The sequence below is a fragment of the Burkholderia sp. AU28863 genome, from assembly GCF_002223195.1.
Classification (GTDB): Bacteria; Pseudomonadota; Gammaproteobacteria; order Burkholderiales; family Burkholderiaceae; genus Burkholderia; species Burkholderia sola.
The window spans coordinates 1,222,121-1,235,751 of the sequence record NZ_NKFE01000003.1; the positions used below are offsets into that span (position 1 = coordinate 1,222,121).

A 13,631-nucleotide genomic window follows, 5' to 3' on the forward strand; every position below is an offset into this window, starting at 1 on the left:
CCGGATTCATCGACAAGGGAGCTGAGACATGCAGAGAGAAACCGTATTCGACCTGATCGGCGTCGGCTTCGGGCCGTCGAATCTGGCGCTGGCCGTGCGCCTCGCGGAGCGCGGCGGCGCGCACACGTTCGCCCATTGCTTCATCGAGCGCCAGCCGGAGTTCGGCTGGCATCGCGGGATGCTGCTCGACGACTGCCGGATGCAGATTTCGTTTCTGAAGGATCTCGTGACGATGCGCGATCCGAAAAGCCGCTACACGTTCATCAACTACCTGTTCGAACGCGGCCGGCTGAACGAATTCATCAACCTGAAGAACTTCTATCCGACCCGCGTCGAATTCCATGACTACCTGAGCTGGGTGGCCGACGCGTTCGACGATCGCGTCCATTACAGCGAGACCGTGCTGGGGATCGAGCCCGTGCGCGGCGACGGCGCGAAGATCGACGCGCTGCGCGTGCTGTCGCGCGACGCGGCCGGTCACGAGCGCCAGCGCGTCACGCGCGCGCTGTCGGTGGGCGTCGGCGGCACGCCGGCGATTCCCGATGCGTTCGCCGCGCTCGGCCGCGACCGCGTCATCCATTCGTCGACGTATCTGGCCGATATCGACCGGCTCGTCGCGTCGCCCGACGGCGAGCGCCGCCGCGTCGCGGTGATCGGTGCGGGGCAGAGCGCGGCGGAGGTGTTCATCGACCTCGCGCGCCGCTTCCCGCACGTCGACGCGAGCCTCGTGATGCGCGCAGGCGCGCTGAAACCGGCCGACGACAGCCCGTTCGTCAATGAAATCTTCAGCCCCGAATTCACCGACGTCGTCTATGCGCAGCCGCACGACGCGCGCCGCGCGCTGCTCGAGCGCTATCGCGACACGAACTACGCGGTGGTCGACCGGCCGCTGATCGAGCAGATCTACGAAATGCTGTATCTGCAGCGCATCGACGGCACGCCGCGTCATGCGCTGCTCGCGAACAGCGCGATCGAGGCCGCGGTGCGCGCCGCCGACGGCCGCATCGAGCTGACGCTGCGCGACCGGATGAGCGGCGCCACGCGCGTCGAGCGCTTCGACGCGCTCGTGCTCGCGACCGGCTACCGCCGCGACACGCATTCGGCGCTGCTCGAAGGGCTCGCGCCGCACCTGGGCGATGCGCTCACGCGCGGCGACGTCACGCGCGACTACCTGCTCGCGACGCCCGAGCACTTCGCGCCGCGCATCTATCTGCAAGGCTGCTGCGAAGACAGCCACGGCCTGTCCGACACGCTGCTGTCGGTGCTGGCGCGCCGCGCCGACGAGATCTGCGCGTCGCTCGAAGACGGGATCGCGCCCGCGCACGACGAAGGCGCGGCCCGGGACACGCACGAAAAACGACCGAACAACGGGGTGAGCGCGGGCCGGATGGCTTTCGCTCTTTGACAAAGGCGCGGTCGGAGACCGCATGAAAAAAGTGGAGCAGAAGAAGATGGAGTGGGCAACAGGCACGCGTTTGCGTGCGATCGCAGCCGCGGCAAGCGTGGCGTTCGGCACGGCGGCGGCAGGGCACGCCTACGCGCAGACGGCGCCGGCCGTGAACGCAGGCGCCGCGGCGTCGGCCAGCAGTGCGCAAACCGGCGCGACGACGCGTACGTCGACCGGCGCGCAAAACGGCACGCTGCCGGCGATCACCGTCAACGCGGCCGCGGCCGGCGACGGCACGGTCGGACTCGTCGCGAAGCGCAGCACGACCGGCACCAAGACCGACACGCCGCTCAACGAGATCCCGCAGACGATCAACGTCGTCACCGCGCAGCAGATCGAGATGACCAGCGCCACCGACGTGAACGCGGCGCTGCGCTATGTGCCGGGCTTCTCGTCGTACGGGTCGGACAACCGCTCCGACTGGTACGCCGCGCTACGCGGCTTCACGCCGACCGCCTACGTGAACGGGCTGCAGGTGCCGAACACGATCAACCTCGCGAGCTGGCGCGTCGATCCGTACATGATCGACAGCATCAGCGTGCTGCGCGGGCCGACCTCGGTGCTGTACGGCGCGGGCGACCCCGGTGCGATCATCGACGTGCACACCAAGCTGGCCGACGGCGAGCGCGTGCGCGAAGCCGGCGTGCAGATCGGCAACTATGCGCGCAAGCAGTTCATGATCGACGTCGGCGACAAGCTCGATCCGGACGGCAAGTATGCGTACCGGTTCGTCGGCGTCGCGCGCGACGGCAACGCGCTGACGGGCCCGAACAACGACCAGCGCGTCGCGCTCGCGCCGTCGTTCCGCTGGCGCCCGGACGCGGATACGTCGCTGACGCTGTCCGCGACCTACCTGCAGGACTGGGGCGACATCTCGTCGAACTTCCTGCCCGCGCAGGGCACGGTGCTGCCGAACCCGAACGGCCAGCTGAGCAAGGACGTCTACGGCGGCGACCCGAATTTCAACTACTACCGCAAGAAGCAATGGTCGGTCGGCTACCAGTTCGAGCGCAACCTGACGCCGGCCTGGACGTTCCGCCAGAACACGCGGCTGATGCACCTGTCGCTCGACAACGGTTCGGTGTTCGGCGCGGGTTTCGCGGATGGCAGCCTGACCGACATCAACCGCTGGGCCGGCGTGTTCCAGATGAACTACAGCCGCTTCGACATCGACAACAACCTCGAGGGCCGCTTCGCGACGGGCCCGCTGCAGCACACGCTGCTGCTCGGCTTCCAGTACAACCGGCAGACCGCGACCGACAGCGAATGGCTCGCCGCCGCGCCGCAGCTGAACATCTACAACCCGGTGTACCAGCCGGTCACGACGGCGGTGTTCACGCCCGACGCGACGTTCCGCACCAATACGTACACGACGCTGAACACGTTCGGCCTGTACGCGCAGGACCAGATCAAGTGGAACCGCTGGACGCTGACGCTCGGCGGCCGAGAGGACTGGGTCGACATGCGGCAGGACGACCGCGCGGCCGGCACGTCGACGAAGGCCGACGTGACGGCATTCACCGGCCGCGTCGGCCTCACGTACCAGGGCGACTACGGGCTGTCGCCGTACGTCAGCTACGCGACGTCGTTCAATCCGCTGATCGGCGTGAACCTGGTCGGCGGCGGACTGCCGCAGCCGACGCGCGGCAAGCAGATCGAAGCCGGCCTGCGCTGGCAGCCGCCCGGCAAGAACCTGATGCTGAACGCGGCGATCTACCAGATCAACCAGACCAACGTGCTCACGTCGGCGCTGCCGAGCCAGGACCCGACCGGCACGAAGTCGGTGCAGACGGGCGAAGTGCGTTCGCGCGGGATCGAGTTGAGCGCGACCGGCAAGGTCACGCGAAACCTGTCGGTGATCGCGTCGTACGTCTATCAGGACGTGAAGAACGTGCAGGCCAACGACGTCTCGCTGAACAACTGGCCGGTCGACATTCCGCGTCCGCGCCAGATGGCGTCGCTGTGGACCGACTGGACCTGGTACACCGGGCCGCTCGCCGGCTTCGGCCTCGGCGGCGGCATTCGCTACCAGAGCGCGGCGGCCGGTGCGGCCGACAACTCGCTGACGGTATCGAGCGTCACGCTGTTCGACGCGGGCCTGCATTACGACACGCGCAACTGGCGCTTCGCGGTAAACGGGACGAACTTGTTCAACCGCCATTACATCAGCGGTTGCCAGTCGATGAACGTCTGCATTTTCGGGACCGACCGCACGGTGATCGCCACCGCGAAATACAACTGGTGACGTCGCGCGCCGCGGCTCGCCGGCCGGCCTGGCCTTCGGGGCCGGCGCGGCCCGGCCGCGGCGCCTTCGTCCGCTTTTTTCCACGACGCATCCATGCCGAAGAAAAATCTCGTCTACATCCAGTCGCTGCGCAACGGCGCGGCCGATCGCGCCGGCCAGCCGGTCGCTTATCGGGGCAGCACGCGCTACATGAAGGCGCCCCTCGAATTCCTCGTCGAGCGCCTGAACGATTCGCCGCTCGGAGAGCGCTACACGCTCCAGGGCGTGATCGTCGACGATGACGAAGGCTCGCCGGCCGACCGCGCGAAAGTGGCCGATTACGGTTTCGCGCGCACGCCGGGCCGCCCGTGGATCCTGCCGGAAGGCCTGACGGTGCACGGCCGGCCGGTCGACGAGCTGTTCTGTTCGATCCCGTCGACGTACCGGCGGCTGCCGCGCGACGCGCGTGAGCGCGTGGCCGGCAAACAGGCGTTCGAGCGCCGCCTGCTCGAGCGCCTGCTTGAACTCGATGCCGATATCGTCGTCCTCGACGGGCTGCTCGTGATCCTCGACGAACTCGTGCGGCCGGGCGCGCGCTTTCACCGGCGCATCGCGAACATCCACCCGGGCATCACCGCCGACGATTCGCCGTACCAGCGGCGCGGCGCGTGGGCGACGCTCGACGCGCTGCACGGCGCGCGCGGCGAACGGGTCGACTGGGCCACCGGCGCGACGTCGTCCATCGAACCGGTGACGATGACGGGTGCGTCGTTCCACTACGTCGACAACGGCATCGATTCCGGCGAGGTGATCTGCGACGTGCTGGACACGCCGATCGCGCCGGACGACACGATTCTCGAACTGCGCTGGAACAACTTCCAGCGCAGCCTGTTTCCGGCGCTCGAGCGCGGGCTGCATGTGCTCGCCGATCGCCACGACGCGGGAGCATTGTGATGCAAGACACGCTGACGAAACCGGCCGGCGCCGCCGACGCCGTCGAAGGTGAAGTGGCCGCGGCGCTCGACGGCGCCGCGCACGGGCAGGCGGCAGCCGTCGTCGAGCATGCGCTCGACGCATGGCGGCCCGACGACGCACCCGACGCGCTGCTCCCGACGCTGGTGGCGCTGTTCAACACCGACACGCGGCACGATGCGGCGACGGTCTCGGTGCCGCTCGGCGGCGCCGATGCGGCGGCCGTGGCTTCGTACGTCGCGCGTGCGGTGCGCGAAGGCGTGATCGACGGCGCGCAGGTCGCGGGCGACACGTTGCGGCTCACCGTGTCGCGCACGACGTTCTGGCAGAATCCGCGGCCGTGGCTGAAGGCGCCCGCGTCGGGCGGGATGCCGCTGCGCTACGCGATCACGAACGGCCACCGGCATCCGGTGCGGCCGCCGTCGCCGGCCGGCGAGATCTATTCACGCACCATGCCGCAGGTCGGGATGACGTTCAGCCTGCGCACCGTCGATATCGACGCACACGCGGACCTGTTCAGCCACTGGATGAACCTCGACCGCGTCGCACATTTCTGGGACCAGCGCGGCACGCGCGACGAGCATGCGGCGTATCTCGCCGAACGGCTGGCCGATCCGCACATGCACCCGATGATCGGCTATTTCGACGACACGCCGTTCGGCTATTTCGAGTTCTACTGGGCGAAGGAGGACCGCCTCGCGCCGTTCTACGACGCGCACGACTACGATCGCGGGCTGCACCTGCTGATCGGCGACTCGCGATTCCAGAGCGCCGGCAAGCTGCATGCGTGGTGGAGCGGGGTGCTGCACTACATGTTCGTCGACGAACCGCGTACCCGGCGGCTCGTCGGCGAGCCGCGCGTCGATCACGTGCGGCATATCGCGTACATGCATCGGCTCGGGTTCTACACGCTGAAGGAATTCGATTTCCCGCACAAGCGCGCGGCGCTCACGGTAATCGAGCGCGATACGTTCTTTGACACTTTCCGGTTGCCGTGACGGGGCGGGCGCGCGGCGTCGGTGCGACGGCGTGCGCGGTCTTGCGATGCGTACGCATCGGCCGTCCGGCATATGGACCGTGCGGCCTGCGTCATGAAGAATGGGTACCTCTCTCATCGACGACAGGCCGGCAGCATGAATCAGACATCCTCGACAATGTGGGACGCAACGGCGAATTCGCCTCCCGCCAAATTGACATATGCCAGCATATGTCTAGAATGGGCGCATCGTACTCCCGTGGAGTGGCTCATGCGCACCGTTTCCATTTTCAAGAACGCCCGTAACCAGGCAATCCGCATCCCGAAGGACATGGAGTTCGAGGGTGTCACCGAACTCGAGATCCGCCGCGAGGGCGACACGCTGCTGTTGCGACCGGTACGTCCCACGTGGCTGTCGTTCGCGAACGAACCGCTGGCCGATGCCGATTTCCTCGCCGAACGCCCGGCCGTCATCGAGTCCGGTCGCTTCGACCTGTCCGGCGATGCCGATGCACCGGCGGAGTCCAACCGGTGACCACGCTCTACATGCTCGATACGAACATCTGTTCGTTCATCATGCGCGAGCGGCCGCCCGTGGTGCTGTCGCGGTTGCAGTCGTGCGTCAACGCACAGCACCGGATCGTCGTGTCGGCCATTACCTACGCCGAGATGCGCTTTGGCGCGGTGGGCAGGAAAGCGTCGCCGAAGCATGCGGAGCTCGTCGCGGCCTTCGTTTCGCGGTTGGATGGCGTGCTGTCGTGGGATTCGGCGGCAGTCGACGCCACCGCCGCGATTCGCGCGGATCTTGCCGTGCGCGGCACGCCGATCGGCGCGAACGATGCGTCGATCGCCGGGCATGCGATCGCGGCCGGCGCGGTGCTCGTGACGAACAATGGGCGTGAATTCGATCGTGTCGCGGGGTTGTCGCTGGAAGACTGGCTAGTCTGAGCACCAGCTTCATTGAGCATGTACAGCCCCGACATCGGAGAGTGGCGTACTTGAGCATCAACGACGATTGCTTGTTCGCTTTTTTATCTGCGTATACAAAAAATGTACACGCGCTAAAAAGTGAACATGCTCGGCCAAGTCATTGATATAAAAAGTATTTTCCGCGCAAGGGCAACGTTCGCTTTCCTCGCGCGCGAAAAATCGACGTGGAAGGTTTGCGCGTCCATGGCGTTCGCGGCAATCGTCCAGATGGCCGGCCCTCCTTGTCGCGAGTCACGTCACATATGGCAACTTCTGGTTGCTACCGCCACGACTATCCATCTGCCCGGTTGCCGTCGAATCAACTATCGTTGCCTGCATATTTTCCACCGCACTTCAGGAGACGACACCGTGACGCACAGCGTGATCCCCGCAGGCCTCGCCGACGAAATGATCGAGATCCGGCACCGCATCCATGCCCATCCCGAACTGGGTTTCGAGGAATTCGCGACGAGCGACCTCGTCGCCGAGCAGTTGCAGTCGTGGGGCTACACCGTGCATCGCGGGCTCGGCGGCACCGGCGTCGTCGCGCAGCTGACAGTGGGCGAGGGCAAGCAGCGCCTCGGCCTGCGCGCCGACATGGACGCGCTGCCGATCCACGAAGCGACGGGCCTGCCGTACCAGAGCACGATCCCCGGCAAGATGCACGCGTGCGGCCACGACGGCCATACGGCGATGCTGCTCGCGGCCGCGAAGCATCTCTCGCGCGCGCGCCGCTTCTCAGGCACGCTGAACCTGATTTTCCAGCCGGCCGAGGAAGGGCTCGGCGGCGCGAAGAAAATGCTCGACGAAGGGCTGTTCGACCAATTTCCGTGTGACGCGATCTTCGCGATGCACAACATGCCGGGCTTCCCGACCGGCAAGTTCGGTTTCCTGCCCGGGCCGTTCATGGCGTCGTCGGATACCGTCGTCATTGACGTGCAGGGCCGCGGCGGCCACGGCGCGGTGCCGCACCGGGCGATCGATCCCGTCGTCGTGTGCGCGCAGATCGTGCTGGCGTTGCAGACGATCGTATCGCGCAACGTGTCGCCGCTCGACATGGCGATCATCACGGTCGGCGCGATCCACGCGGGCGATGCGCCGAACGTGATTCCCGATCGCGCGCAGATGCGTCTGTCGGTGCGTGCGCTGAAGCCCGACGTACGCGACCTGCTCGAAACGCGCATCAACGAGGTCGTGCTTGCGCAGGCGGCCGTGTTCGGCGCGACGGCGACGATCGATTACCAGCGCCGCTATCCGGTGCTCGTGAACGATGCGGAGATGACGGCGTTCGCGCGCGGCGTCGCACGCGAATGGGCCGGCGAAGCTAATCTGATCGACGGGATGGTGCCGCTTACCGGTAGCGAAGATTTCGCGTTCCTGCTCGAGAAGCGGCCGGGGTGCTACCTGATCGTCGGCAACGGCGACGGAGAAGGTGGCTGCATGGTGCACAACCCCGGCTATGACTTCAACGATGCAGTGCTGCCGACCGGTGCGTCGTACTGGGTGAAGTTGGCCGAGGCGTTTCTGGTGTGATGGAGGATGCGAGACATGCGGCACTGGACCGACTATCTACCCCGCCGGCGCTCACGTTGTGTTTTACCGCGAAACGGATGAAACCATCGACGTCATCCGTGTCCTGTATCAGCGGATGGACATCGAACGAAATCTGTAGCCGCGCACGTCGAATGCTGTAGTTGCTACACGGCAGCACTCAATTCCGACAGGCTTTGTGCCACCTCATGCAGGCATGAGATCGACCGTTCAGAACACTTCCCCACCGAACAGCGCCACGACCGCATCCGGATTCGACGGCCAGTACATGTGCATGTACGTCGCGACGATCGCGCCCGCGCGATAAACGGCTTCGCCGCTGCCGGCCTCGCCATCGGGCCGGGCCGCGGCCGCGACCGGCGCCAACGGCGTATCCAGCCGCGAATAATGAAACGTATGGCCACGCATCGGCCCGGTGCGCGTATCGAGCTCCTGCATGCCGAGTGCCGCGAACCGGCGCTGCATCGTCGCATGCCCCGGCAGCAGGCCGAGCATCGGCGCCGTCGAGCCATCCACGTCGGTCAGCGACTCGCACAGATACACCATCCCGCCGCATTCCGCGACGATCGGCCGGCCGGCTGCCGCATGCGCACGAATCGTCCGAGCCGTCACGGCATTTCCGGCAAGTGTCGCCGCATGCAGTTCCGGATAGCCGCCCGGCAAAAACAGCGCGTCGCAATCGTCGGGCACGGGTTCGTCGGCGAGCGGCGAGAAGAACCGCAGCTTGGCACCGAGCGTATCCAGCAACGCGAGATTGGCCGGATAGATGAACGAAAACGCCGCATCGCGCGCCACTGCGATCCGCTTGCCGGCCAGCGCGTGCGGCAGCGGCGCGGCAACGTCCGGTTCGGCGAACGAGACGGCAGGCGGCAACTTGGCGACGGCGGTTTGCGCGAGCACGTCGGCCGCGCGATCGAGCCGCGCATCGAGATCGTCGATATCGGCCGGCTGGTGCAGCCCGAGATGCCGCTCCGGCAGCGCGATGCCCGCATCGGCCGGCACGTGCCCGAGCCAGCGCAGGTCGTCGGGCAATGCCTGTTGCAGCAACTCCGCGTGCCGTGGCGACCCGACGCGGTTCGCCAGCACGCCGTGAAACGGCACTTCGGGCCGGAACCGCGCGAGCCCGAAGGCGACCGCCGCGAACGTCTGCGCCATCGCCTTCGCCGAAATCACCGCGACGACCGGCACGCCGAACGCGACCGCGAGATCGGCGCTGCTCGGCGTGCCGTCGAACAATCCCATCACGCCTTCGATCAGGATCAGATCGGCGTCGCGTGCGGCGTCGGCGAGCAGCGCGCGGCAACCGGCCTCGCCGACCATCCCGAGGTCGAGCGCATGCACGGGTGCGCCGCTCGCGCGTTCGAGCAGCATCGGATCGAGAAAATCGGGCCCGGTCTTGAACACGCGCACGCGGCGGCCGAGCCGGCGGTGCAGCCGCGCGAGGCCGGCCGTCACCGACGTCTTGCCCTGTCCGGACGCGGGCGCGCTGACGAACAGCGCGGGGCAGGCTGGCATGCTCAGAACTCCACGCCGCGCTGCGCCTTCACGCCTTGTTCCTTGTACGGATGCTTGACGAGCCGCATTTCGGTGACGAGATCGGCCGCATCGATCAGCGCGTCGGGCGCGTGCCGCCCGGTGACGACGACGTGCACCGACTCCGGTCGGGCCGTGAGCGTCGCGAGCACTTCGTCGAGCGGCAGGTATTCGTACTTCAGCACGGTGTTCAGCTCGTCGAGGATCACCATCCGGTAGTCGCCGCTTTCGATCATCCGGCGCGCTTCGTCCCAGCCCTTGCGCGCAGTCGCGATATCGGCGTCGCGGTTCTGCGTGTTCCACGTATAGCCGTCGCCCATCGTCACGAAATCGCACTCCGCGACCGCGCCGAGGAAGTCGCGCTCGGATGTATGCAGCGCGCCCTTGATGAACTGTACGACGCCGAGCCGCATCCCGTGGCCGAGCACGCGCACGGCCATCCCGAACGCGGCCGTGCTCTTGCCCTTGCCGTTGCCGGTGTGGACGATCAGCAGGCCTTTCTCATGCGTGGCGGCGGCCTGCTTTTTCTCGTGGCCGGCGCGGCGGCGTTCGGCCATCCGCTGATGGGATTCGGAATCGGTCTTCATCGGAAATCGTCCTCTCGAAAGCGAAACAATGAGTTCAGAGCGGGCCGGCGAGCGCGACCGTCACGCCGCCCAGAATGGATTTGGGGCCGAGCAGCCGGCCGTGCGGCGCGGCGAGCTGCGCGCACGGCTCGGCCACGCCCGCGATGCCGAAGCGGGCCAGCGCGGCGTCCGACGGGCCGCTCGCGGCCAGTTCCGGATGGCTCGCGAGTTGCGCCGCGTCGAACGCGACGAGCGGCCAGCCACGGCGCGCGCACAGCGTGCGCAGCGCACGGGCGCGCGCCTTGTCGGCGAGCGTCGCGACGAGCGCCGGTTCGGCGGCCGGATAGCGCGCGAGCGCGGCGCGGATCGCGGCATCGAGTTGCGCGGCCGTGACGCCCGAGCGAAAACCGACACCGAGCGCGATGCGCATCATGCGCGGCCGCCGAGCGCCGCACGCACCGCCGGATCGTCGGCGAGCGCCGCGACGCGGCCGATCACGACGATCGCCGGCGAACCGATACCGGTTTCCGAGATGCGATCGACGAGCGTATCGAGCGTCGCGAGCACGTGGCGCTGTTCGGGGCGCGTCGCGTTCTCGATCGCCGCGCACGGCGTGTCGCCGGGCAGGCCGCCGTCGCGCAGCGCCGCGGCAATCGCGTCGAGCCGGCGGACGCCCATGTAGATCACGATCGTCATGCGGGTGGCCGCGAGTGCGCGCCAGTCGGGCTCATCGGCCCCCGCGCCGTGGCCCGTGACGAAGATCACGCCTTGCGCGTCGCCGCGGTGCGTGACCGGGATGCCGAGCGCGGCCGGCGCGGCGATGCCCGCGGTAATGCCGTTGACGACTTCCGCCGGAAAACCTGCCGCACCGAGTGCGATCAGCTCCTCGCCGCCGCGGCCGAACACGAACGGATCGCCGCCCTTGAGCCGGGCGACGCTGCGGCCCGCGCGCAGGTGCGCAAGCATCGTGGCGACGATCGCCTCCTGCGGCGTCGACGCATGGCCGCCACGCTTGCCGACGTGCTCGATCAGCGCATCGGCGCGCGCGTGACGCAGCACGTCGGGGTTCACGAGATCGTCGACGAGCAGCACGTCGGCCGCGCCGATCGCGCGCACGGCCCTGAGCGTCAGCAGGTCGGCGTCGCCGGGGCCGGCGCCGATCAGCCACGCGCGGCTCATCGCGCGCGGCACGGCGCACACCGTGTCGAAACAGTGGAACAGGGAAGGCGGGCGGCACATCGGCGGCCGGCGGGCAGGCAGTGCATGTCGGATCGGGCGAAACCCGCGCGAACGCGGTGGAATGCGCACCCCATCCGTTCCCCGCGGATCGGGCGTTCGGCGAGCATCGCGCTCGCCCCTTGCGTCGGCCGGTATCCGGGCTGGCCGCTTGCCAGGCCGCAGCCTTCCCGCCCGGTCGAAGGGCAGTGGCATCGCGGGCGGCCTGGGCGCACGCGCGGGAAAGCGCGTTGCGCGGGCGGCGTACCGTTGCGGGGACAGCACAGGCCGGGCGGATGTCCGCCTCCTGTTTCCCGTTTAACTGCAGGCGCGGAACGCGCATGCGAGCACCGAACGCGGCGCATACGATAGCACAGCGACCGACCCGCGCGAACCCGCTGCGGGGGGCAGGATGCGGCCTCCCGCGTGGGCGCGCGGCCGCGGCGAACGCCCGGCGGCGGCCCGTTTTGCCTTGACGCTCCCGGCCCCGCCGCCTACACTCGCACGCGTTTTGGTGCTCGCGCGCGCCGCTCCGGCACGCGCAGTTAAACGGGAAACAGGGAGCCTGCCTGCACCGCAGTCGAGCCAACCTGTGCTGCCCCCGCAACGGTAAGCGAACGCGTCGCGCGCAAGCGCCACGCAGCGCCGCTTCGCCGCATGCCATGCGCATGCGGACGACCGCCACTGGATGCGACGCATCCGGGAAGGCGAAGCGGCGTGTTCGTCAGCCCGGATACCGGCCTAAACGTTGGGGTTCAGCGCCGCGGGGAGGCGGCGCATCGTCCACGGCCGCAGCCGGCCCGACGCCCGGTGTTCGACGCTTCCTCCGTCCATCTGCCGCCGCACGTGCGCGGCCGGCGCGGCGAACGGCAGGCGGCGCGGGCGAGGCCGGCGGCAGCCGTGTTGGCATTCACGATGTCGACCGTTCGCAAGGAAGCACCATGCCCGATCCGTTGTTCCGCCTGTCGCGCGGCTGTCCGCGCGGATCACGCGGCGATCTTCCTGCGCGTCGCCCGATGAATTGCCACGCCGCCACCGACGCGACGATCCCGTCCTGATTCCCTCTTCGACACCGGACCTACCATGACCCTACGCAAGCTGCCCGTCACGATCGTCACGGGCTTTCTCGGCAGCGGCAAGACGACGCTGATGCGCCACATCCTGCAGCACGCCGCAGGCCGCCGCATCGCGGTGATCGTCAACGAATTCGGCGAGCTCGGCATCGACGGCGAAATCCTCAAGGGCTGCGGCATCGGCTGCGACGATGCCGACGGCGCGCAGGGCGAAGCATCGGGCCAGCTGTACGAACTCGCGAACGGCTGCCTGTGCTGCACCGTGCAGGAAGAGTTCTATCCGGTGATGGAGGCGCTCGTCGAGCGCCGCGCGGATATCGACCACGTGCTGATCGAGACGTCGGGCCTCGCGCTGCCCAAGCCGCTCGTGCAGGCGTTCAACTGGCCGACGATCCGCAACAGCTTCACGGTCGACGCGGTCGTGACCGTCGTCGACGGGCCGGCCGCCGCGAGCGGCCAGTTCGCGGAAAACCCGCAGGCCGTCGACGCGCAGCGTCGCGCCGATCCGAACCTCGACCACGAATCGCCGCTGCACGAACTGTTCGCCGATCAACTGTCGTCCGCCGATCTCGTGATCGTGAACAAGGCCGACCTCGTCGACGACGCCGAGTTCGCGCAGATCGAAACCGCGATCCGCGAAGAAATCCCGCCGCAGGTGAAGATCGTGCGCGCGACGCGCGGCGAACTCGATCTCGCGATGCTGCTCGGCCTCGAATCGGCATCGGAGGAAACGATCCACCTGCGCCACGACCATCACGGCTCGGCCGACGACGGCGATCACGATCACCATCACGACGATTTCGACTCGGTGGTGGTATCGGGCGACGCCGGCACGCGCGAAGCGACGATCGCCGCGCTGCAGCGCGTGGTCGAAGCGCACACGATCTATCGCGCGAAAGGCTTCGCCGCGCTGCCCGGCGCGCCGATGCGGCTCGTGATCCAGGGCGTCGGCCGCCGTTTCGACAGCTATTTCGACCGCCGCTGGCAGGACGGCGAAACGCGCGCGAGCCGCTTCGTGCTGATCGGCGAGGATCTCGACGCGGCCGTGCTGCAACGTGCGTTCGACGCCGCGTGCGCGGCCGAGCCGCAACAGGCGTAACGCACG

12 protein-coding genes and 2 riboswitches are annotated in these 13,631 nt (G+C 68.0%); of the genes, 8 read left to right on the plus strand and 4 right to left on the minus strand.

Annotation, left to right across the window (positions count from 1 at the left end; translation table 11 throughout):
- The first annotated feature begins 28 nt into the window (after positions 1-28).
- The 7 genes from CFB81_RS08025 to CFB81_RS08055 all read left to right on the plus strand — a co-directional run bounded on the left by CFB81_RS08025 (position 29) and on the right by CFB81_RS08055 (position 8,121).
- A complete protein-coding gene (locus CFB81_RS08025; protein ID WP_069620693.1) occupies positions 29-1,405 on the plus strand; it encodes a lysine N(6)-hydroxylase/L-ornithine N(5)-oxygenase family protein in 1,377 nt (458 codons plus the stop codon).
- Positions 1,406-1,427: 22 nt separating this feature from the next.
- Entirely contained in the window at positions 1,428-3,692 is a 2,265-nt protein-coding gene (locus tag CFB81_RS08030; RefSeq protein WP_089435002.1) for a TonB-dependent siderophore receptor, read from the plus strand.
- A 93-nt stretch (positions 3,693-3,785) separates the two neighbouring features.
- Positions 3,786-4,625 carry a N(5)-hydroxyornithine transformylase PvdF gene (locus CFB81_RS08035; protein ID WP_069620695.1) on the plus strand — a complete coding sequence of 280 codons (840 nt, stop codon included), beginning with the start codon at positions 3,786-3,788 and terminating at the stop codon, positions 4,623-4,625.
- Positions 4,625-5,641, plus strand: a complete 1,017-nt coding sequence (locus CFB81_RS08040) for a GNAT family N-acetyltransferase (protein ID WP_069620696.1) — start codon at positions 4,625-4,627, stop codon at positions 5,639-5,641. Before CFB81_RS08035 ends, CFB81_RS08040 begins: the two co-directional genes overlap by 1 nt.
- 249 nt (positions 5,642-5,890) lie before the next feature.
- Entirely contained in the window at positions 5,891-6,154 is a 264-nt protein-coding gene (gene vapB / locus CFB81_RS08045; RefSeq protein WP_089435003.1) for a type II toxin-antitoxin system VapB family antitoxin, read from the plus strand.
- Positions 6,151-6,567 carry a type II toxin-antitoxin system VapC family toxin gene (locus CFB81_RS08050; RefSeq protein ID WP_069620698.1) on the plus strand — a complete coding sequence of 139 codons (417 nt, stop codon included), beginning with the start codon at positions 6,151-6,153 and terminating at the stop codon, positions 6,565-6,567. Before vapB ends, CFB81_RS08050 begins: the two co-directional genes overlap by 4 nt.
- 390 nt (positions 6,568-6,957) lie before the next feature.
- A complete protein-coding gene (locus tag CFB81_RS08055; protein ID WP_089435004.1) occupies positions 6,958-8,121 on the plus strand; it encodes a M20 aminoacylase family protein in 1,164 nt (387 codons plus the stop codon).
- Between the two features lie 228 nt (positions 8,122-8,349).
- On the opposite strand, the gene CFB81_RS08065 is transcribed toward CFB81_RS08055, so the two are convergent.
- From CFB81_RS08065 to cobA, 4 genes are read right to left on the minus strand one after another with little or no spacing between them, the layout of a single operon-like run.
- Complete coding sequence (locus CFB81_RS08065) at positions 8,350-9,654, minus strand: cobyrinate a,c-diamide synthase (RefSeq protein WP_089435005.1); 1,305 nt, start codon at positions 9,652-9,654, stop codon at positions 8,350-8,352.
- A 2-nt stretch (positions 9,655-9,656) separates the two neighbouring features.
- A complete protein-coding gene (cobO, locus tag CFB81_RS08070; RefSeq protein ID WP_069620701.1) occupies positions 9,657-10,259 on the minus strand; it encodes a cob(I)yrinic acid a,c-diamide adenosyltransferase in 603 nt (200 codons plus the stop codon).
- Positions 10,260-10,293: 34 nt separating this feature from the next.
- Positions 10,294-10,671 carry a cobalamin biosynthesis protein gene (locus tag CFB81_RS08075; protein WP_089435006.1) on the minus strand — a complete coding sequence of 126 codons (378 nt, stop codon included), beginning with the start codon at positions 10,669-10,671 and terminating at the stop codon, positions 10,294-10,296.
- Positions 10,668-11,477 carry a uroporphyrinogen-III C-methyltransferase gene (gene cobA / locus CFB81_RS08080; protein WP_176730252.1) on the minus strand — a complete coding sequence of 270 codons (810 nt, stop codon included), beginning with the start codon at positions 11,475-11,477 and terminating at the stop codon, positions 10,668-10,670. Before cobA ends, CFB81_RS08075 begins: the two co-directional genes overlap by 4 nt.
- Before the next feature lie 108 nt (positions 11,478-11,585).
- Positions 11,586-11,823, minus strand: a riboswitch (cobalamin riboswitch).
- 125 nt (positions 11,824-11,948) lie between these two features.
- Positions 11,949-12,213, plus strand: a riboswitch (cobalamin riboswitch).
- A gap of 323 nt (positions 12,214-12,536) precedes the next feature.
- Here cobA and cobW point away from each other — a divergent pair.
- On the plus strand, positions 12,537-13,625 hold the full coding sequence (gene cobW / locus CFB81_RS08085; protein ID WP_089435007.1) for a cobalamin biosynthesis protein CobW: 1,089 nt from the start codon (positions 12,537-12,539) through the stop codon (positions 13,623-13,625).
- The last annotated feature ends 6 nt before the right edge of the window (positions 13,626-13,631 follow it).

What these genes read in the sequence shown, in the direction of transcription:
- vapB (WP_089435003.1), top strand. Translation starts at nt 5,891, where the DNA reads ATGCGCACCGTTTCCATTTTCAAGAACGCCCGTAACCAGGCAATCCGC.
- cobA (WP_176730252.1), bottom strand. Translation starts at nt 11,477, where the DNA reads ATGTGCCGCCCGCCTTCCCTGTTCCACTGTTTCGACACGGTGTGCGCC.
- cobO (WP_069620701.1), bottom strand. Translation starts at nt 10,259, where the DNA reads ATGAAGACCGATTCCGAATCCCATCAGCGGATGGCCGAACGCCGCCGC.
- CFB81_RS08030 (WP_089435002.1), top strand. Translation starts at nt 1,428, where the DNA reads ATGAAAAAAGTGGAGCAGAAGAAGATGGAGTGGGCAACAGGCACGCGT.
- CFB81_RS08065 (WP_089435005.1), bottom strand. Translation starts at nt 9,654, where the DNA reads ATGCCAGCCTGCCCCGCGCTGTTCGTCAGCGCGCCCGCGTCCGGACAG.
- CFB81_RS08075 (WP_089435006.1), bottom strand. Translation starts at nt 10,671, where the DNA reads ATGATGCGCATCGCGCTCGGTGTCGGTTTTCGCTCGGGCGTCACGGCC.
- cobW (WP_089435007.1), top strand. Translation starts at nt 12,537, where the DNA reads ATGACCCTACGCAAGCTGCCCGTCACGATCGTCACGGGCTTTCTCGGC.
- CFB81_RS08035 (WP_069620695.1), top strand. Translation starts at nt 3,786, where the DNA reads ATGCCGAAGAAAAATCTCGTCTACATCCAGTCGCTGCGCAACGGCGCG.
- CFB81_RS08040 (WP_069620696.1), top strand. Translation starts at nt 4,625, where the DNA reads ATGCAAGACACGCTGACGAAACCGGCCGGCGCCGCCGACGCCGTCGAA.
- CFB81_RS08025 (WP_069620693.1), top strand. Translation starts at nt 29, where the DNA reads ATGCAGAGAGAAACCGTATTCGACCTGATCGGCGTCGGCTTCGGGCCG.